This window comes from Mesorhizobium newzealandense, assembly GCF_042682145.1.
Lineage (GTDB): Bacteria > Pseudomonadota > Alphaproteobacteria > Rhizobiales > Rhizobiaceae > Mesorhizobium > Mesorhizobium newzealandense.
In genome coordinates, this window is record NZ_JBHUGZ010000016.1 from 99,671 (window position 1) to 118,692 (window position 19,022).

At 60.6% G+C, this 19,022-nt stretch carries 7 protein-coding genes and 12 pseudogenes; 7 read left to right on the forward strand and 12 right to left on the reverse strand.

Going from position 1 to position 19,022, the window contains the following annotated elements:
• The first annotated feature begins 10 nt into the window (after window positions 1–10).
• A pseudogene (locus ACFSOZ_RS23420) lies at window positions 11–1,455 on the forward strand (ISKra4 family transposase).
• A gap of 26 nt (window positions 1,456–1,481) precedes the next feature.
• Here the strand turns inward: ACFSOZ_RS23420 and ACFSOZ_RS23425 are convergent.
• The 6 genes and pseudogenes from ACFSOZ_RS23425 to ACFSOZ_RS23450 all read right to left on the reverse strand — a co-directional run.
• Window positions 1,482–1,727, reverse strand: a pseudogene (locus ACFSOZ_RS23425) (IS481 family transposase); the annotation flags it as partial.
• A 49-nt stretch (window positions 1,728–1,776) separates the two neighbouring features.
• Window positions 1,777–2,784 (reverse strand): D-alanine--D-alanine ligase family protein, encoded by a 1,008-nt coding sequence (locus tag ACFSOZ_RS23430; protein WP_379101821.1) that lies wholly within the window; start codon window positions 2,782–2,784, stop codon window positions 1,777–1,779.
• A 366-nt stretch (window positions 2,785–3,150) separates the two neighbouring features.
• Complete coding sequence (locus ACFSOZ_RS23435; RefSeq protein ID WP_379102023.1) at window positions 3,151–4,203, reverse strand: KamA family radical SAM protein; 1,053 nt, start codon at window positions 4,201–4,203, stop codon at window positions 3,151–3,153.
• 708 nt (window positions 4,204–4,911) lie between these two features.
• Window positions 4,912–5,640: an IS6 family transposase gene (locus ACFSOZ_RS23440; protein ID WP_379101823.1), complete on the reverse strand. Its 729-nt coding sequence runs from the start codon at window positions 5,638–5,640 to the stop codon at window positions 4,912–4,914.
• 40 nt (window positions 5,641–5,680) lie between these two features.
• Window positions 5,681–6,022: pseudogene (locus ACFSOZ_RS23445) on the reverse strand (SMC-Scp complex subunit ScpB); the annotation flags it as partial.
• Between the two features lie 5 nt (window positions 6,023–6,027).
• Window positions 6,028–6,528, reverse strand: a pseudogene (locus ACFSOZ_RS23450) (DUF1403 family protein); the annotation flags it as partial.
• Between the two features lie 153 nt (window positions 6,529–6,681).
• On the opposite strand from ACFSOZ_RS23450, the pseudogene ACFSOZ_RS23455 reads away from it, so the two are divergent.
• Together ACFSOZ_RS23455 and ACFSOZ_RS23460 are read left to right on the forward strand one after the other, a co-directional pair.
• Window positions 6,682–7,659: pseudogene (locus ACFSOZ_RS23455) on the forward strand (DUF4158 domain-containing protein); the annotation flags it as partial.
• Window positions 7,650–8,038 (forward strand): annotated as a pseudogene (locus tag ACFSOZ_RS23460) (Y-family DNA polymerase); the annotation flags it as partial. The pseudogenes ACFSOZ_RS23455 and ACFSOZ_RS23460, both read left to right, overlap by 10 nt.
• Window positions 8,039–8,312: 274 nt before the next feature.
• Here ACFSOZ_RS23460 and ACFSOZ_RS23465 read toward each other — a convergent pair.
• Window positions 8,313–9,304, reverse strand: a pseudogene (locus ACFSOZ_RS23465) (IS701 family transposase); the annotation flags it as partial.
• A 77-nt stretch (window positions 9,305–9,381) separates the two neighbouring features.
• Here ACFSOZ_RS23465 and ACFSOZ_RS23470 point away from each other — a divergent pair.
• Window positions 9,382–10,362, forward strand: a complete 981-nt coding sequence (locus tag ACFSOZ_RS23470) for an IS110 family RNA-guided transposase (RefSeq protein WP_379101825.1) — start codon at window positions 9,382–9,384, stop codon at window positions 10,360–10,362.
• Here ACFSOZ_RS23470 and ACFSOZ_RS23475 read toward each other — a convergent pair.
• The 3 genes and pseudogenes from ACFSOZ_RS23475 to ACFSOZ_RS23485 form a co-directional block, all read right to left on the reverse strand.
• Window positions 10,350–10,859, reverse strand: a pseudogene (locus tag ACFSOZ_RS23475) (IS630 family transposase); the annotation flags it as partial. The gene ACFSOZ_RS23470 and the pseudogene ACFSOZ_RS23475 sit on opposite strands and share 13 nt — an antisense overlap.
• 295 nt (window positions 10,860–11,154) lie before the next feature.
• The gene (locus tag ACFSOZ_RS23480; protein ID WP_379101827.1) at window positions 11,155–12,306 is read right to left on the reverse strand and encodes an IS110 family RNA-guided transposase; all 1,152 of its coding nucleotides are present in this window, start codon (window positions 12,304–12,306) and stop codon (window positions 11,155–11,157) included.
• A 63-nt stretch (window positions 12,307–12,369) separates the two neighbouring features.
• Window positions 12,370–12,932: pseudogene (locus ACFSOZ_RS23485) on the reverse strand (helix-turn-helix domain-containing protein); the annotation flags it as partial.
• 467 nt (window positions 12,933–13,399) lie between these two features.
• Here ACFSOZ_RS23485 and ACFSOZ_RS23490 point away from each other — a divergent pair.
• Window positions 13,400–14,415 (forward strand): annotated as a pseudogene (locus ACFSOZ_RS23490) (IS3 family transposase); the annotation flags it as partial.
• A 23-nt stretch (window positions 14,416–14,438) separates the two neighbouring features.
• Here the strand turns inward: ACFSOZ_RS23490 and ACFSOZ_RS23495 are convergent.
• Both ACFSOZ_RS23495 and ACFSOZ_RS23500 read right to left on the reverse strand, forming a co-directional pair.
• Window positions 14,439–16,511 carry a recombinase family protein gene (locus tag ACFSOZ_RS23495; RefSeq protein ID WP_379101829.1) on the reverse strand — a complete coding sequence of 691 codons (2,073 nt, stop codon included), beginning with the start codon at window positions 16,509–16,511 and terminating at the stop codon, window positions 14,439–14,441.
• A complete protein-coding gene (locus tag ACFSOZ_RS23500) occupies window positions 16,501–16,698 on the reverse strand; it encodes a hypothetical protein (protein ID WP_379020656.1) in 198 nt (65 codons plus the stop codon). Before ACFSOZ_RS23500 ends, ACFSOZ_RS23495 begins: the two co-directional genes overlap by 11 nt.
• A gap of 348 nt (window positions 16,699–17,046) precedes the next feature.
• On the opposite strand from ACFSOZ_RS23500, the pseudogene ACFSOZ_RS23505 reads away from it, so the two are divergent.
• A pseudogene (locus ACFSOZ_RS23505) lies at window positions 17,047–17,223 on the forward strand (IS3 family transposase); the annotation flags it as partial.
• Window positions 17,224–17,385: 162 nt separating this feature from the next.
• Window positions 17,386–18,789: pseudogene (locus ACFSOZ_RS23510) on the forward strand (ISNCY family transposase); the annotation flags it as partial.
• Between the last annotated feature and the right edge of the window lie 233 nt (window positions 18,790–19,022).

The following is a 19,022-nucleotide window of genomic DNA, read 5'->3' on the forward strand; positions in this document are numbered from 1 at the left end:
AGAAGCAACGATGGCGGTGGAGTGGACAATCACAATCGAGGGAAAGAGCGAGTTCGGCGACGTTTTTCGTCGGGAGGTCCGGGTCGACAAGAGCTGGGAGCGCCTGTTCGACGGCGAAATCGGCCTGTCGATCGAAGACGGCAAGAAGATCATGACGGCGCTGCAGAGCGCGGTCGTAAACCAGGAGGTGAATGCCTATGCTCTGTTTCGGCGGGTTTGCCCGGACTGCCACACGTTCCGGCCGGTCAAAGACTATACGGCGCGCCGGATCCGAACTGTGTTCGGCACGGTGGAGGTGCGCAATCCCCGCTGGATGCTGTGTGGGGATTGCCATCCAGGGATGGTCGTTGCTTTCGCGCCACTGAAGGAAATCTGCCCGGATCGGGCGACGCCCGAGCTGATGGAACTGACGGCGCGGCTGGGAAGCATGATGCCGCCAGAGTGCTCACCGAATTTCTGCCCATTGAGCCTACCGAGACGCATGCGACCGTGCGCAAGCGCACCATCAGGATCGGTGAACGGCTGGACGAGCAGGTTGCAGAGGAAGAACGGCGCGCAAGGGCGCAAGCTGATGATCGACGCCAGCTCGAAATGGAGCTTCCCGGCGATCGGCGCAAAGAGTTTATCATCAGCATCGACACAGCGCATGTGCGAAGCGCCGATCCCAATGCAGCGCGAAACTTCGAACTCGTTGTAGCCAGATGCGGTCGCGGCGGTCGAGGCGAACCCGGTGGCCGCTATTTCGTGACCAGCAGCACCGACCAAACCGCAATCCGAGATCGAGCGCTCCACGCGCTTCAGCAAGAGGGATATTGCGGCTTTGGCGACGTCACCGTGATCTCGGATGGCGCCGAAATCCTGAAGCGCCTGCCCCGCGCCATGCCAAGGCCGACCAGCCATATCATCGACTGGTTCCACATCGCCATGAAGCTCCAACCAATGCAGCAGATCGCCGACCACATGGTTCGATCTCGCGCGGACGGTGCCAGGCCCCTTCCAACCATCCACAGGGACATCAGAGCCGTCAAGTGGCGCCTGTGGCATGGGCGCGTCGATCGCGCGATCCGCGACCTGGAGCAACTCTTGGAGAGAGTGAAGGATTCGCAAGGAGACAGCGAGTTCTCGATCGCACGGCTTCATAGCCTCGGCTCGCAGCTCCTGACCTATGTCAGATCGAACCGCGGCGCGATCGTCAACTATGGCAAGCGATACCGAGCTGGGCTTCGTGTCGCCACCAGCCTCGCCGAGTCAGCAGTGAATTCGCTTGTCGGCAAACGCATGGTCAAGAAGCAGCAGATGCGCTGGTCTCTCCACGGTGCGCACATGCTCATGCAGGTCAGGACGGCGGAGATCAATGGCGAACTTCGCGATCGGCTGCGGGCACCGTTCCGACAGCCAGAACCGAACGTGCCTCCATTATTCAAGCCCAAACCGCCCCTTCTGCGCGCCGCCTAACCCCAGAGAAGTTACCGGTCTCGACACCGGCGGAAGGCGACAATAATGGCCTCTTCCTCGACAGACAGAACCGTCGATCTCGGCTCCCTGGGGCTAGTGGGCAGATCGGCGGTTGAACTCCGCTTCTTCCACTTCGCGACCGTCTTGGGGTTGACGCCGTAGCGCTTCGAAAGCGTCCTCAGGCTCGCTTGACTATGTTGTATCGCTCGACGGACCGCCTCTGTCGTCGTGGCGCTCCCATGCAGAATCTGGCCCTTAGCACATCCTTTGATACGGACGACAATGATGAACCATCAAAACCTGGGATCAAACAATTTGGTCCTAGGGGATGCCGATTCCAAAACACCGGGTGTGGGCGACATCGAGGATGCGATAGATCAAGCTCGAGAAGCTATGTCCGGCGGTCGTTGCGGCAGTAACATAACTGGAGTGCATGGTGAGCGACGGCATCGAGTTCATCTCTAGGACAAACGGCTGACCGGAGCGATCGATCCGGAAATCGACGCGAGCATAGTCCCGGCAGTGACAGGCACGGAAGGTAGCAACCGAAATATCCCGTAACGTCTTCTCAAGCCGGCTGTCGATTTGGGCCGGGCAAGTCTTCGGGACCGCTGCGGCCGCCACGTATTTCGCGTCCCAATCCATAAGCCGCGTTTCGCGATCGCCGAAGTCCTGCTCCACCAGAGGCAACACTTCGAGCTCCCCGTTTCCAAGCAGCGCAACACAGATTTCCCGCCCTTCGATGTATTCTTCCACGAGCGCATCTTGCGCGTATTGCGTGACAGTCACTTCCACGGCCTGCCTTAACTCAGAATGTTCGTGAACGAGCTGCAATCCGAGGCTGCAGGCTTCGTGGCGAGGTTTCACTATTACTGGGAATCGCAGGTCGTCGGCACTCTCCGTGCCGCGACCCATCACTCGAAAGTTCGGCGTCGCTACACCCTGATCGCGGATGAGCATTTTGGTAATGACCTTGTCGCCCGTCAGCCCCATCCCGAGCGGGCTACATCCAGTGTATGGAATACCGGCCATCTCAAGCATGGCAGGAACATGGATTTCACGCTTTTCACCCTGAATTCCATCCGCTAAGTTAAAGACCATTCCCGAGGGCCTGGCCTGCGGATCAGGTGGCATAAACCGCTCGAGCGTGGCGAGGAGTTCTTTATTGCCTTCACACACTAGCGTCTCGTGGCCGCCCTCTTGAAGTGCCGCCACCATTTCTTCAAGCGTGCCGCGTTGTGGGTAAGGCTGCTGCTGCTGCGGACGAGGCTGACCGAACCGGTTAATTACACCGTTAAAATCGCTATTCGTCACAATGGCTACTCGCATGAGCTACTCCTTTGACGTTGCCTGTTGTCACGTTCATTGGCTTGAGATTGGTTGCTTATGGGGATCAGCTCTCCACCGGTACGGCCGGCCTCTACCAACACCGTTTCGGGAAACGCAGGAGGAGGTTCAACGCACTCGGCAAGCTCGTCAAAGTCACGACGATCGGATGCAGACCGTTTCGTTTCGTCGAGCGCGATTGCGAAACTTTCGCTGGCCAGAAGCAGGGCGGGAGCAAGATGGACTGTCCGTTCAGCGCATAGTGGGAAAGCCGTCCATCGCCTGAATGGCGCTGCCCCACGGAAGCAACTGCGGTCTTTTGGTTCACTCGAGCTGGGTATGGCGGCCAGCATTCCGCGCCTTTCGATCTCATCCTTCGGGCAAATCATCCAGCCAGCCCGCGCCCTCAAGATGCGGCCGGGAAAAGATCTTTCCGATCTTTTCGGGAGTCTTGTTTTGATGGTATCGCATATACACCCGGCCGTCGGCTCCAAGGTCGAGGATCTCGATCTTCCCTGTGTAGTGGGACATAATGTATTTGAATGTCTTTTGGATCCCGCTCAGACGTTGGTTGATGCCGCGCACAATCTCTATTCCGCGGCGTAGCGAAACCTGAAAGTGCGATGCGCCTTTTACCGGCCTGCCCTGAAAGAGATAATAAGGGCGAACTCCTATTTCGTGACATTTGCCGAAAGTGGCAGCCAAGATTTCCGGATCATCGTTGACTTTCGCAAGCAGCACGGTTTGGTTCAGGAACTGCACACCCTCTGCACGCAAGGAACAAACGCTGCGTTCCGCATTGACGGAGATTTCACCGATGTGGTCGAAGTGTGTGACGATCACGGCGGCTTTACCCGCTTCATTGATCCGTTGGAACAAAGCCGACAAAGCTGGATCCTCGAACCGCTTGGGCTGATAAGCTAACATCTTTGTCCCGAACCGAATTGAGTCGAGATGTGGAATTGGCAGCAGATGATCAAGAATTTTGTGAAGCTTGGCCGTGCTGAGCACGAAGGGATCTCCCCCCGAAAGCAACACATTGGTCATCTCAGGGTGATCTTTAATATATCGCGCAATCTGATTGAAATCTGTTGCAATTTCATCGGACTGATGGCCGACAATGCGTTTCCGAAAGCAATAACGGCAGTATGAAGCGCAACGGTCCGTCACCAGCAACAACCCCGTCTGGGCATACTTATGTTGAAGTCCGGGTGAAACCGTGTTGTCGTGCTCGCCGCTTGTATCCAGATTGCCAGGACTCTCAAACTCTTTCAATGTCGGTTCGACAATGTGTTTAAGCTGATCATAATAGTCACCGTCTGTGATTTGTTCACGATAGAATTTGGTCACACGATAACGCGTGATACTGTGGTCTTGTAGCTCGCCCTTGGTTACCTCGCGCGTCCCTTCGATGAAATTCATGGCAGCGGTACGGTGCGGCGAGTCCCAGTTAGTGGGCGATGTAGGCGCCGGCGCCGAGGTCGTCCGCGCATCCCTCTTACGATCGCTCATACTCCGGTCCTCGCAATGAACCAAAATTGCCTGCCGAGTCCGTTTCGGCTGCGCCCCAAGGTCATGGCAGGGCTCCGCCCCAAGCACAACGGTGTGTAGCGTCTCATGGCGCGCCACCAATCGTCCAAGGCCCACTGCGGCCCCTCGTCCAGCTTCCCGCGAAGGCGAAGCCCGCAGTTGCATGGGCGAGGTCTCGCTGCCGCCGACAGACAAGAAAGGAACCAAGCCGCGGCTGGGTGAACGACAGCGGCGCCCGCGTCGAACACGGAAAACCTTCGATTGGCGGTGCAGCACCCAACAGTCCAGTAGATATCGCATGGAGCTGCATCGGTTGAGCACATTTCACATGGACCTCCTCTGTCGGAGACCGCCAGATCGCAATCTTCGTAATGGTTCTCCACCGTGTCCCATGCAATCGGCGGGCCAACAAAGAGGTTGTGCGATAAAGGGGGCAAAACCACGTGTATCGGCCCGCAACGCGGAATGCTTGTGCGTCAGTGTGTCAGATTCCGAACATGGACGTCTCTGTTGATTGCCACTGAGAACTGACCCGGTAAGACAGGATGGTGGCGTCGCCTTAACTTGGGTTGGGCACGGGATGCCCCCGATGTGGCCTCTTCACGCGGCTGTCGACAAAGCGATTTGCCTCCAGACCGCCATAGCGGCGGCTCGAATGTCGCGGTGATCGGCGGCTATCAGATGTTTCGGGTGGAGATTGAAGAGGTTGGCGATCGGGCCATGGATGGAAACGAAGCGCTGGCATTGTCGTGCCGACTTGAACCGGATCATACCTCGTTCTCGCCGTCGAACAGCCAGATGAGAATTCTCCGCTCGGTTATTCAGCCCCTTATGCGATCGATGCTCGACACCTGGCATGATTTCCCTTTTGGCCGCATCGTAGGATCTGAGCTTGTCGGTGATCATGACGCGCGGCGTGATGCCTTGCCCTTTCAGCAGCTTTCGCATCAGCTTCAAGGCCGCCTTCTTGTTTCGGCGGCTCTGGATCAAGGCATCGAGAACATAGCCATCGGCATCGACGGTCCGCCACAGCCAGAATTTCTTGCCCTTGATAGCAACGACCATTTCGTCGAGATGCCACTTGTCGGCAAAACTACCTCTGGACCGCCGCTGGATGGAGCGGGCATATCCGCGGCCGAACCTGGCAGCCCATTCCAAGACAGTCTGGAACGAGACTTCGATGCCGCGCTCGGCCAGAATATCTTCCACATGACGCAGGCTCAGTGGAAATCGGAAGTAGAGCCACACCGCATGCGCTATGATCTCGGCAGGAAAACGATGACGCTTGTATCGGAGCGTCATAATATCGGTGGGCGGGTGCAGGCTCATGCCCGTAAAGTCCGCCGAAAATGTTGAGGCGACGCTATCGGTCGGACGCCTTTTCATTGCTGCCTACAGCGGCGCGGATGGCGTCGGCATAGACCGGCCGGGTCAAATGTTTCCAGCCGCCGGCGACCGAAACCAGGTCATAGGGTCGACCGCGCAGCTCCTCGCGAATATCGTCGATCAGAAGATCGACGCTGCAGCTTTTGCCGACGACGCGCGCCAGCGCCTCGCGACCGACCGGTTCACTGGCGGCAAAAATGGTGGCCTCGACGCGGTTCATCCATTCGCGCCAGCGCGCCTCCGGCGGCAGATGATCCAGTTCCCGGTCAAACAGCTGGTCAGCTGATCGACCTTTCCCCCTTCTCGCGCGCGCCGCCTCGACCATTATCGTCAGAGCCCGCAAATACGGAACGTGGTGCGGCCGGACAGCTCGCGCACGGCGCCGAGTTCGACCAGCCGGTCGAACAGGCGGCGCAGACCGCGGTCACTCATGCCTGCGATCTTTTCCGAGGCAACGGTCGCATCGTCGGACAGCAGCTTATCGACAACAAGATCCGCCGCCTTGGCCCTGAGTTTCGGCGCAACGGCAAGCAGCCGGTCCGCGCGGCGCTCGAGCTCGGCGGAAAGATCGATGGCGCGTAGTGCAGCGCGCGCCTGTGCGCAGAGCAGACCCTTCGCACGGTCGGCTTCATCCTCGGTGCTCGCCGCAATGGCAGTTGACGAAAGGCGGGAGCGGCCGGGACTTGAGCCCAAAGCCACCTCCGCGCCCATCAATGGCATCGCCTGCGGCCAACCTAGCCGCTGCGCCAGCAGTGCGTCGGCGAGCCAGGCTCCGACCGTGCGTCCGAAGCTATGTTGTTCGGCGGCCATGAACGCGCCAGCCAGCATCCCGGGGCCGGAACAAGAGCTGTGCAGAATCTTGCGCTAAGATCGAACGAAGAGTGAACGCCCGGATGTTCGCTGTGGATACGCCATTTGCCTTCTGTACCGTTAGGCCGATTTGGACAGAGGCTTGGCCACTACCGTTCTGGAGTGGAGTGGAAAGTGGCCCGACGAGCGCTTCTCAAAGAACATGAGCGAAAGACGCTATTCGACATTCCGGTCGATGAAGACGGTCTGATCAGTCACTATTCTCTTTCACCGGCCGATTTGCTGGAAATCCAGCTACGGCGGCGCGAACACAATCAGCTCGGCTTCGCGATCCAACTCTGCTTGATGCGCTACCCCGGCCGGCCACTGTTGGCTAACGAGGTTCCGCCGAAAGCGATGCTGGACTATGTTGCCGAGCAAGTAGGCGCAAGCTCCACCGCATTTAGGCTGTATGCCCGTCGTGAGGAGACCCGCAGCAATCACATTGCTCACCTCCTGGGTTATCTGCAGAAGCGAAACGCAGCAGCCGAAGATCGGCGTGCCGCATTGCTGTCGGCAATCGAGGTGGCCTCAACAACAGACGCCGGTACTTCGATTGCTGGTGCCATTCTGGCGGAGCTCCGCCATCGAAATTCGCTGCTCCCGGCGGCCAACATTATCGAGCGGATGGGGCTCGCGGCTCGCGCTATCGCTCGTCGGCGGGCGGAAAGGACCCTGATCGAAGGCATTTCGTCTGATAGGCTACAAGACCTCGACCGTCTTCTGGAGGTTGACCCGACAATCGGGCAGACGCGCTTTCATTGGCTGCGATCGGCGCCAGAAGCGCCGGGTGCATCCAACCTGGTCGGACTGACCGAACGGATTGCATTCCTGCGGACGCTGGAGATCGACCCGAAATTTCAAGCGCGCATATCTTCGGGACGTTGGGATCAGATGATCCGCGAAGGCAACGCCACGCCGGCTTGGCTTGCCAACGACTTCAACGCAAGTCGCCGTCACGCTCTGATCGTGGCTCAAGCAATCAAGCTCGGCCAGAAGCTCACCGATGACGCTGTAACGATGTTCATCAAGCTCATGGGTCGGCTGTTCTCGCAAGCCAACAGCCGCAAGAAGCAGCGGCATATGGAAGGTCGTACGGACACCGCCAATGCCCACAGCTGATCTTCGTACCGCCGCGTTTCGACGTTTACCGCGCGGTCTCAACTCAGATACGGGAGATTTTCGCGGAACATACCGATCTCATTGAGCCGCTCTCGCTCGACGAGCCTATCTCGATGTGACGGAGAACCGCCACGATATTTCAGTGGCCGCGACAATCGCCGAGATGATCAGGGCGAAGATCCTCGCCGTGACCGGGCTGACCGCGTCTGCCGGCATCTCCTACAACAAGTTCCTCGCGAAGATGGCGTCCGATCAGAACAAGCCGAACGGCCAGTTCGTCATCACGCCTCGCCACGGGCCCGCCTTTGTCGAAGCCCTGCCCGTGCGCAAATTCCATGGCGTCGGACCCGCGACCGCTGCGAAGATGCAAGGCCGCAGCGATGACATAGGAGATAGAGCGTTCGGAGCGAGCCGAAACGGCACCGCTCTCCTGAGGTCCCGTCGCCGGGACGAGGGCTTGGCAAGGTCGTGTGTAGTGCTGTGAATGCTTCGGCAAACCACGCTTGCTAGATTGACCTGTCAGCTCTGGATCTGATGGCATAGTGTGGCGGCCTTCGCGCTGACCACGGACAGAAGCATGATCCTGGCGACGAGATATCGTTCAGAGGGGACTTGACGAACGAAGGCCCATTACAGAAGGCCCATTACAGAAGCACTACTTTGGCAGTTTTGGTTTGACCGCGTCTGCGAGTAGTTTCTGACAGTGAGGACATCTGCGGGGTGGCGGCCGCGTGAAGAGGTCGAGAATGGCTTGTCTAACTGCTGGCATGCTCGGTTGAGGTGGTGGTCCGCCGACTCTTTTTTTCCGTCCCGCCGCTTTGAGGCGGCGGGCTTGGAGAAAGGCGTAGGCGATCTTGGTCATCAAGGCGTGTCGATGTAATCCAGTCCATGATCGGCCTTCGAAGTGGTCGAGGCCGAGTTCCTCCTTCAATTGCTGATGTGCCTGCTCACAGACCCACCTCGCCTTGATCGCGGCGGCGAGCATCTTGAGGCTGGCATCGGCCGGCAGGTTCGACACATAGTATTTTTGCTCGCCAGTCGACCGGCGTTCGCCGACAAGCCAGACCTCGTCGCCTGGCATGCATTGCATGCGATTGTCGAGCATCCGGTGCTTATGACCATCCGCAACGCAGACACGGCGAGCCGCAAACAAGCATGTCAGCCGACCTTTAGTGCCGCGCCGCCAGCCTATCTTGTGCCATTTCTCACCAGACAGCATCACCTCGGCAGAGACCGGCGGCTGGTCCGGGATGTGATATTGGCGGCGCCTACCGGTGGTCGCGACCGGGAAGATCAGATCAACATCGGCCGGATAGACGTTTTGGCGTCGCGATAGTCCTACCGCCCACAGCAGACCGCGCTCACTCAAAGCCTGACGAAAAGAGCTGCTCGACCCGTAGCCCGCGTCGGCAAGCACGCAGCCGAAACGCACGCCGGAGGCGATGACACGATCGATCTCTTCGATGGCGATCTCCGGCTTTGTCAGAGCGACCTGTCGTTCCTTCGGAACGCGCGCCCGCATCATCCGCTCGGGATCCTTCGTCCAGGTGTCGGGCAAGAAGAGCCGAAGGCCCACCATCACCGGCACTTCGCGCGAGGCCAGGGTCACCGACACCAGTGACTGGCAGTGACCTGATGTGGTGGACGGCCTCCGCTCCCGGCATCGAGGTGCCATAGTGTGGCTGTCGAAAGTCACATGAGGGAGAGTCGTCCATGGAGAAGATTACCACAATTGGTCTGGATATCGCCAAGCAGGTATTTCAGGTTCACGGGGTCAATCGTGCTGGCGCGATCGTGAGCCGCCGCAAGCTGCGCCGCGATGATGTCGTTTGTTTCTTCAAGGAATTGCCCCCTTGCCTGATCGGCATCGAGGCTTGCGCGACGGGACACCACTGGGCTCGGGTTCTTATAGCGCTGGGTCACGACGTTCGGCTGATGCCGGCGTCTTACGTTAAGCCATACGTGAAGCGGCAGAAGAATGATGCGACGGATGCCGAGGCGATTTGCGAGGCGGTGGCGCGACCCACGATGCGCTTCGTTCCGGTGAAGAGCCAGGAGCAACAGAGTGTGCTGATGCTGCATCGGGTCCGCGAGCTTTTGATCCGGCAGCGGACAATGCTGGTGAACGCCTTGCGCGGCCACTTGGCGGAGTTCGGCATCGTGACGCGACAGGGCATTGCCGGCGTCGGTATGCTGATCGCGTTGGTCGAGGACGATGATCACGATCTCATCCCACCGCTTGCGCGGTCCGCGCTTCTTCCGCTGATCGGGCAGTTGCGAGAGGTGCACGGGAAGGTCAGCGAGATGGATCGCCAGATTCATGCTTGGCATCGCTCGAACGAGTTGAGCCGCCGCCTCGAGACGATCCCTGGAATTGGCCCGATCACTGCCAGCGCAATCGCCGCTACGGTGACAGACGCGTCGCTCTTCAAATCCGGCCGACAATTGGCGGCGTGGATAGGCCTGGTGCCGCGGCAGAACTCATCCGGCGGCAAGGATCGCCTCGGCAGGATCAGCAAGCAGGGCGATCCTTACCTGCGCCGCCTTCTCGTGGTCGGTGCCCATGCCGTGCTCCGCTTCAGCCGAAAGGGCAAACCGGCGTCTACCCGCTGGGCAGCTGAGCTTCTGGCGAAGAAGCCATACAACGTCGTCGCCGTTGCCCTGGCGAATAATACCAACGGTCAATTTGATTGACCGACGTGAGCCCATTCGCGCATTCCGATTGATGTGATGGTGTTTGGTCGTTCGATGAGCTCGCGCCAGACCCCGCACGCGGCGTCGATGATGGCGTCGTAGCCTTCGAAGACGCGATTTGAGAGCCAGTTCTGGCGCAGATACTGCCAGACGTTCTCGACGGGGTTCAGCTCCGGCGCGCGGGGCGGCAGGAAGATTAGCGTGATGTTCTTGGGCACTTTCAGTTTGGCGGTGGTGTGCCAGCCGGCGCGGTCGAGCAGCAGAACGGCATGAGCGCGCCTGGCAACATGGCGGCTGATCTCGTCGAGATGAAGTTGCATGGCCTCCGTGTCGGCGAAGGGCAGCGCCAGCCCGGCTGCTATGCCACGCGCCGGGCAGATGGCGCCGAACAGATAGGCGCTCTTGTAGCGCTGGTCGGCCGGCTGACGGGGCCGCGTGCCGCGCCTGGCCCATTGCCGCACGATGCCATTCTTCTGGCCGATGCGGGCTTCGTCCTTACATGAGGGTTCGACTGTCAACGCGATTATTGCATTTGCTTCTCCGCTTGAGGATGGTCCTGCGTCGACATCGTTTGGGTCCGGAGCTTGAGTTTCCCGCAGCGAATGCCGCGTCACCTTACATACGGTCGCGCCTTTACACGGACGCGCACCACAATGCCTCTTGCACGAGACGTAGCCCCGGCGAGACACGACCCACCTGAAACGCGGCAGCGACAGGCTGCCAAAGAAGAAGACGGTCGCGCTCCCCTAGTCGCCGCCGAACCGAGCAGTGTCGGCGGCGAATCCTTGTCGTCTATGCCGCTGCTGGTTCTTCGGTGCGAATGTCGGCGCCGGCCGGCACCACCCCGTCTTCGGCATAGCGCCAGAGTGCGATCAGCAGTTTTCGCGCCATCGCCACGATCGCGATCCGGCGCGTGCGTCCCGTCAGCGTCCCGACGCGATCGCGAAACCACTTGGCCAGGTCGCTGCCAGGCTGGTAGCGAAGCCAAAGCCAGGCAAGCTGGATCATCGTTGTTCTCGCGCGGGGATTCCCGGCTCGACTGATGCGCCGATCCCTGTCCATGCCGCCACTTTGGTAAGGCATCGGCGTGATGCCGACATAGCTGGCAAGTTGCCGCCGATTATCAAACGAACGGTAAAAGACCTCCCGCGTAAGCACAGCGGCGAAGTTTGCACCGACGCCGCGGATAAGGCACAGGCTTGCAATCTTTCCGCAAGCCTGGTCTTTCGGATTGGCGTTGGCCACCTCGTCGCGTTCGGCTTCGACCTCCCGGATCAACTCCAACGTGATGACGAGCCGGCGACGCAGGCGGTCCAACTCAGCCCGAAGATGGTGCGCCAATTCACGGCCATCACCAGTTCGGACAGCAGCAAGATCACGCTCCCATGTGCGTAGAGAAGGCCTCTTGTGGATCCCCTGCGTGAACAGCAATGCCTGGATGCGGTTCTCGATGCGCAGCCTCTCCTGCACCAGGTGCTCGCGCTCGCGGTGAATGCGTTTGGCGTCCTCCTCATCGGGCGTCGGCACACGCACCGTGCTGCAAACCTGTCGGTCCCCTTGAAGGTAGGCCGCAAGCACGCGCAGCATGCCTTCCGCATCGAGCCGGTCGGTCTTGGCCCGACGGGCACGACGATTGACGAGAATGCTGGTCGGCTCGAGCACATGATTGGTGATTCCGTGGGCGGTCAGCAATCGGTGTAGCCAGAAGCCGTCACGCCCCGCCTCGAAGCAGCAACAAACTGCAGGCGCTGCGCCCGACCGGGAAAAGACACGGGCCTGCAGTGACGAGAAATGCGATAGGAGAGCGGCCGTGTCGCCGGCATCGATCTTAAGAAATCGGGGTTTTTCCACTCCCGGCAAGCGGGAGGCGACGAGCCATTCTGATCGGCTGAGCTCGATTGCGATGGTGATGACGTTCTCCAGGTCGATGGTATTCGAGGACATGATGGCTTCCTTCGAGTGAGGTCGGACACCCGCCACTCTCGACGATATCCGTGCTCATAGCATCTGGAACCAGATCTCGACCGGCTTGCCTTTGGGCAGGTCGGCCAGATGGGCGCTCAGCGTGCGCGGGAAGTTTTTTTATACGCCTCGACGATCTCGCCGTCCTGGCCCGGATGAAGTGGCCGGGCGCTGATATGGGAGAAGCCGAGCTGCTTCAAAAGCGTTCCGACGTAGCGCTCGTGATAGTCGACGCCGAAGCGTTCCTTGATGAGCCTCTGGAGATCAATGCGCCGCCAGCGCACGACGCCGTCGACGGCCCGGTCCGGCCCGGTCTCGACGATCCGTGCCAGTTCCGCCTTCTGCGACACCGACAGGCGCGGCTCCGGCCCGCCGTTCCAGGCGTCCTCGAGGCCGTCTGGACCAGCGTCGTTGAAACGGTGAACCCAATCCCGCAGGGTCTGCCGGTCCATGCCGCCGACCCGGGCCGCATCCTCACGGCTCATCCCGTCGAGAACCGCTGCCAACGACAGCAGCCGACGGCTCTGCTTGCTATCCTTCGAACTCTTGGCCAGCCGCCGCAACTCGGCTGCCGAATAGTCCGTCCGCATCTTGATCGCTGATCCCATGGCGCGAATCCTCCTCGCCCCAATGGAATCACGGTTCCGCTCACTCCGGTATCCCAAGAGAGTCAGCCGTCAGATCCTTTAGTATAAAATGGCGAGGATCGTTTGGGCGCTAATGACGACCGGCCGACGCTTTGAGGCTTCCGCCGCCGCATGAGGCGGTCGCGGAGGATGCAGGGATTGGTGAGGTGCTGATGGTGTGATGACGGACGGTCGAGCCGGGATCGGACAAACCCGCTCAGTGGGTGCCGCTTAGAAGCGCGTTGACCTGTCTGGGATCCGATCAGCGGACTTCATCAGGGCCTGCGGCATGAACGCGCCGCAATCAAAGGCCGTATACATGCCTGCACCCGACCAACTCGTCAGAAACGCCGCAGATTCCCCTTGCCACGCGGAGGCCGTCCATACATGCCACTGAGAATTTCCTCCATCTGAGCTTAGAGTCCGGGCCTTGATTGAAGGACGGACTGATGAAGAGAAAGCGTTTTACGGAAGAGCAGATCATCGCGGTTCTGCGCGAGCATGAGGCGGGTGCGAAGGCGGGCGATCTGGCCCGCAAGCACGGGGTCTCGGAGGCGACGCTGTATAACTGGAAGGCCAAGTATGGCGGGATGGACGTCTCTGACGCCAAGCGCCTGAAGGCTCTGGAAGACGAGAACGCCAAGCTGAAGAAGCTGCTCGCCGACCAGATGCTCGAAGCCTCGGCGCTGCGTGAGCTTCTGTCAAAAAAATGGTAGGGCCCGCCGCCAAGCGCGAAGCCGTCGCGCATCTGCAGGCCGTCATGGGCCTGTCGGAGCGTCGGGCCTGTTCCTTCGTCTGCGCCGATCGCAAGATGATCCGCTACCAGTCTCGCCGACCGCCAGAGACGGAGCTGCGTGGTCGGCTGCGTGACCTCGCGAACGAGCGCCGACGCTTCGGCTACCGGCGGCTGTTCATCCTGCTCAGGCGCGAGGGCGAGGCATCTGGGGTCAACCGTATCTACCGTCTCTATCGCGAGGAAGGTCTGACGGTGCGCAAGCGCCGGGCAAGACGGCGAGCAGTCGGCACGCGGGCGCCGATCCTGGTCGAGGCAAAGCCGAATGCGCGCTGGTCGCTGGATTTCGTCCATGACCAGTTCGCCTGCGGCCGGCGCTTCCGTCTGCTCAACATCGTCGACGACGTGACACGCGAATGTCTGGCCGCGATTCCGGACACCTCGATCTCCGGCCGTCGGGTTGCTCGCGAGCTGACGGAACTGATCGCCCAGCGCGGCAAGCCAGGCATGATCGTCTCCGACCACGGCACGGAGTTCACGTCGAACGCCATCCTTGCATGGTCGAAGGATCACGGGATCGAATGGCACTACATCGCGCCGGGCAAGCCGATGCAGAACGGTTATGTCGAATCCTTCAACGGTCGCATGCGCGACGAGCTCTTGAACGAGAGCCTGTTATTCGGCCTCGACCACGCCCGCAGCGCCATCGCCGAATGGCGGGAAGACTTGAATCCTGTTTCATAACACCCATCTGTCTATGTCGTTGAAGGGAATAGGTTTTGCTGATCGGGGTGCGATCCCGCGGGGTCCTTCGGGTTCTGTCGCGCACGATGAACAATCTGCTGGGCTCGCGGCTTTCCAAGTTCTGATCGGCTGAAGATCCACGGCCCATCCGGTAGAGGATGAATGCCTTCGATCTCGCCTGCCTCGGCGGCGAGTCTGAGGGTCTTCGGTGCAACGCCGAGCAGGCGCGCCGCCTTGTTCAGGTTGAGCCATGGCTCGGTCCCATCCGGTGCCGGCCGGAAGACCGGGATCTTGTGATGCGATCTGTGTGCGGTGACCCGCTCCCGTGTCCAGCGATTGCCATGCCCGGTCACCAGGCCGTTGCGGTTGAGAATGCCGGCGAGCAGATCATCGCTGGCGATCAGCACCAGTTGCCGGATGGCTGCGATGATATCACCAGAGCTGCTGTTGCGCTGTCCACGCCGGCGCTTCGGCAGGCGCAGCTCGGTATGGGCGCCGCCAATCCAGTGGATCAGCAGCACGATCTCGGAGGCTTTATCGTCGATATCGGCGACCACCTCCTGAATGACGGTGCGCACGATGCGCTTCTTGAGCCTGGCGTCCGTCGTTGGCGCCGACCAGACAGCCTGAAGGTCTGTGGCCAGCGCCGTGATGCCCGTTGCCAACACAGGTGATGGCCTCGGCGTCGCGGCATCATGCGCGGCGATCTTGCTCTCGATCTCACCGACACGGATGAGTGCCTGGTTCCAACGCGCTTCCAGTTCCGCCGCGACCAGCCGGTTCTCGGGATCGGCCGCGTCGTATTGCCGGAAGGCCCGGTCGGCAGCGTAGCGGGCAGCCTCAAGATCCCGACTGAGGGCGTCCCGGACCTGGTCACGACGATTGGCAGCTTGCGCCTCAGCTTCGGCAGCGGCAGCAATCGCTCCCGGCTCCACGACTCGCAGGAGCGCTTCCTCAATCGCATCATCGACGCGCAGTCCGCCAAAAGCGATGCATCGCGGCTCGCCATTGTCGAGCAGACCCCGCCAGCAGGAATAGCGCGGAATGTTGTGCTTGATGCCCGTGTACCGCACCGTGAGCTTGCGGCCGCAGCGCCGGCAGCGGACAAGCCCGGCGAGCAGAGCGTCGCCATGCTTGGGCGCCCCGTGATGCCGGCTCGTGGGCACGTTGTCGCTCACCATCTTGCGGATCGACTCTGCCCTTTCCCAACGGACATAGCCCTCATGGCTGTCCGGGATCAGCGCCAGCCATTCCTCGCGCGTCCTGCGTCGGATACCTGCTCGAACGGCGGATCGCCCAAATCCCGGCGCGACACGAGTCTTACCATAGGCGTAGGCGCCGCCGTAGATCGGGTTCTCGATCATCCGGTGGATGGTCGCATAGCTCGGCCTGCGCCAGACCACTTCGCCATTGTTGCGCTTGGCGGGCAAATCCAGCCCATGCTCGAGGAACCACATCAAGGCCTGACGGGCGCTGCCGAGCTCAGCAACCTTGTCGAACACCAGGGTAATGGATTCCTGCACACGCCGATCAGGTTCCTTCTCAAGCCGATCGCCGACCTTCACGAAGCCGACAGGGGCTGCGACGACGAGTTCGCCGCGGCGGGCCTTCTCGTAGCGGGCCGACAGCGAACGCTGGCGCAGAAGATCGAGTTCATACTCGTTGAGACTGCCCTTCAATCCCAGCAGCAGCCGATCATTGCCCTGACGCGGCGCATAGACCGTCTCCTGGTCGATCAGCACGGTATCGACGACACGACACATCTCGATAAGCTGCTGCCAGTCGCGGCTGTTGCGGGCAAACCGCGACACCTCCCGTGCCGCAACCGCCCCGACCTTGCCGAGACAGACCTCAGCGACCATCCGATCGAAGCCGGCGCGTACGACGCCGCCGGCGGCGGAACGGCCGAGATCGTCATCGATCGTCTCTACGCGAGACCAGCCAAGGGCCGTCAGGCGGTCGCGCATCGCATATTGAAGCATGCTGCTCTCACGATTGTGCAGGACCTGATGGGCTGACGACTGCCGCACATACAGGATCGCTTTGCGCTCCAGATGATGCGGCCCAATCTTCTCATGCATCATGATCCGCGCCCTCCCGTTTTGCGGCACCCTCGCCGTCGACGTGCCCGAGGATCAGGCTGACCATCAGCTTCGTCACTGATCGGCGCGCCTCGGCCGGCAGCGCCTGCCATTGCGGCGTCTGCACCGTGTCGGCGTCGTTCGGCTTCGGGAACAGATCGAACTGGTATGTCGTGGGCTGGCGCGGCATGGACATCTCCCCGATTCGCGTGACAGCCCAATGCTGCGCCCATCTCCGGCGATTGCGATGGGGCGCCCGTGTCGTGGAGCAGTCTCGCCAGGGTGTCCAGCGCGGCAAGATCGACGTGCGGAGCAGTCGTGATGCGCCAGCTCGTACTGAGGATCCGATCGAACATCCATCCAGGAACCTCCAGCCAGCGATCCGATACCCGGCCAGAAAGACTGCAGCGGAAAACCTCTGCTTCTTTCTTGTCGATCACTTCATGAATATGGACCTGGCGACCCGCCCAAGGATGCAATGGATAGAGAAGCTCGCGCTCCGGGCCGGTCCCGTGGGTGTTCCGTCGCCGAGTTGTTCAACACCGCGAGGCCTCATTCCTCGCTCGGCTACCAGACCCCGGCAGCCTATGCCGAGGTCATCACCGCAACCGGCTCCGACGCTGCGCTGATGGAAGGCTCCGCGCCTCCGCCGGTTGCTCAACCCGCGCCAAGAGGCGTAACAGAAACGGCCAAGGCTCTAATCGCCAATGGATGACAGTTTAGTGGCAGGTCATGTTCCACACTGCCAATTATGCGACTTTCAGGTGTAGCAGCTAAGTTAAAATGTCCGGATCTGGCAAAGTAGGAATGTCGCTCCTGCCTTGCCAATCTCCCCGCGTTCGAGAGCGCGGGAGATTGCAGATTGGGACTGGTTCTGATGAGCGAACGCGAGCTGCGGCGTATCGAGGCTCTGTCGAAGGTTATTGAGCAGCGAATGACAGGCGTTGCAGCGGCAAACCTGCTCGACGTTTCAGTTCGTCAGGTCCAGCGGCTGTTGAAGACGTTCCAAGCGGATGGCGCTGCGGCTCTCCGGCACAAGGCGCGTGGCCGGCGTTCCAACAATCGCATTGTCGATGGTGTTCGCGACTTCGTGCTTCAGCTGATCCGCGAACACTACATTGACTTCGGTCCAACGCTTGCCCGCGAGAAGCTGATCGAACGGCATCAGCTCGCGGTCAGCAAGGAGACGCTCCGCAAGTGGATGACGGAGGCTGGAATCTGGACGTCGCGCCGTGAACGCAAGCAGCGGCTGCATCAGCCGCGCGGGCGACGAGACTGCTTGGGCGAGATGGTGCAGATCGACGGCTCGCATCACTGGTGGTTCGAGAACCGTGGGCCCAAATGCGCCCTGCTCGTCTTCATCGACGATGCGACCGGCAAGCTGCTTCATCTGCGCTTTGCCGGCTCCGAGAACACGTTCGACTACTTTCACGCGGCAAAGGCGTATCTGCGGGAATGGGGCAAGCCGCTTGCGTTTTACAGCGACAAGCATGGCATTTTCCGAGCGACCCATGGTTCCGAGAAGGATAGAAGCAGCGGGCTGACACAGTTCGGCCGGGCTCTTTATGAACTCAACATCGATATCATCTGTGCCAACACCCCGCAGGCCAAGGGTCGCGTCGAGCGCGCCAACCAAACGCTCCAGGACCGGCTTGTGAAGGAACTGCGCCTGCGCGACATCAGCACGAGCGGAGCGGCCAATGCCTATGCGCCCGAGTTCATGGCGGACTTTAACGCACGCTTCGGCAAGGAACCCCGCAATCCGAAGGATATGCACCGCCCCCTCGCCGATCATGAGAATCTGGACGGCGCCATGTGCCGCAAGGAGGTTCGCACCCTGTCTCAGGCTTTGACGCTGCGCTACGACAAGGTGCTGTTCATTCTCGATCCGACCGATACCGCGAAGCGGCTTGCCCGCAAAAAGGTCGTCGTCTGCGACTATCCCGACGGTCGCCTCGAGGTTATGCACGACGGCATCGCCCTACCCTACAGAACCTTCGACAAGCTGCGTTCGGTTCATAGATCAGAGATTGTCGAGAACAAGCGACTTGATGCTGCCCTGGACCTGGTCGCCCAGATGCAGGCTGGCCGGGAGCTTCATCGCAGCCAGCGCGGGCCGCGGCGCACCGGACAGACGAACCACATGTTCGGCATTCCCGACGGCAGCCAGAGCAATGGCTATGTGAAGCGTGGCCGCAAGCCCGGTCGGAAGGCGGATTTCACAAAGGACCCCGCGGTCGTGCGGCGTGAGCAGGCGTTTGACAGAATGCCCGCAGCCAAGGTCGAGAGCCAGGCCGTCAAAGTCGATCTGACACTCACAGAGAGCGATAGGCATCGTATTGCGGATGTCCTCGCAGTGCTGGACGAGTTTCCAATCAACCGGGAGACTCAACCGACAACGGACGCCGGCTTTTAGCTCGAAGAGGGCCACGCGGCTCTCAAAGCTAAAGCCGACGGAGATCTACTGGATCGCCCCCGATCGGGCTGCGCAACCCCGACCAGCTGCCGCCCGAT

Bases quoted from the DNA above. Each gene is read 5' to 3' on its own strand.
- ACFSOZ_RS23495 (WP_379101829.1), bottom strand. From the start codon at position 16,511: ATGATGCATGAGAAGATTGGGCCGCATCATCTGGAGCGCAAAGCGATC.
- ACFSOZ_RS23470 (WP_379101825.1), top strand. From the start codon at position 9,382: ATGGAGAAGATTACCACAATTGGTCTGGATATCGCCAAGCAGGTATTT.
- ACFSOZ_RS23440 (WP_379101823.1), bottom strand. From the start codon at position 5,640: ATGAGCCTGCACCCGCCCACCGATATTATGACGCTCCGATACAAGCGT.
- ACFSOZ_RS23500 (WP_379020656.1), bottom strand. From the start codon at position 16,698: ATGCCGCGCCAGCCCACGACATACCAGTTCGATCTGTTCCCGAAGCCG.
- ACFSOZ_RS23430 (WP_379101821.1), bottom strand. From the start codon at position 2,784: ATGCGAGTAGCCATTGTGACGAATAGCGATTTTAACGGTGTAATTAAC.
- ACFSOZ_RS23435 (WP_379102023.1), bottom strand. From the start codon at position 4,203: ATGAATTTCATCGAAGGGACGCGCGAGGTAACCAAGGGCGAGCTACAA.
- ACFSOZ_RS23480 (WP_379101827.1), bottom strand. From the start codon at position 12,306: ATGTCCTCGAATACCATCGACCTGGAGAACGTCATCACCATCGCAATC.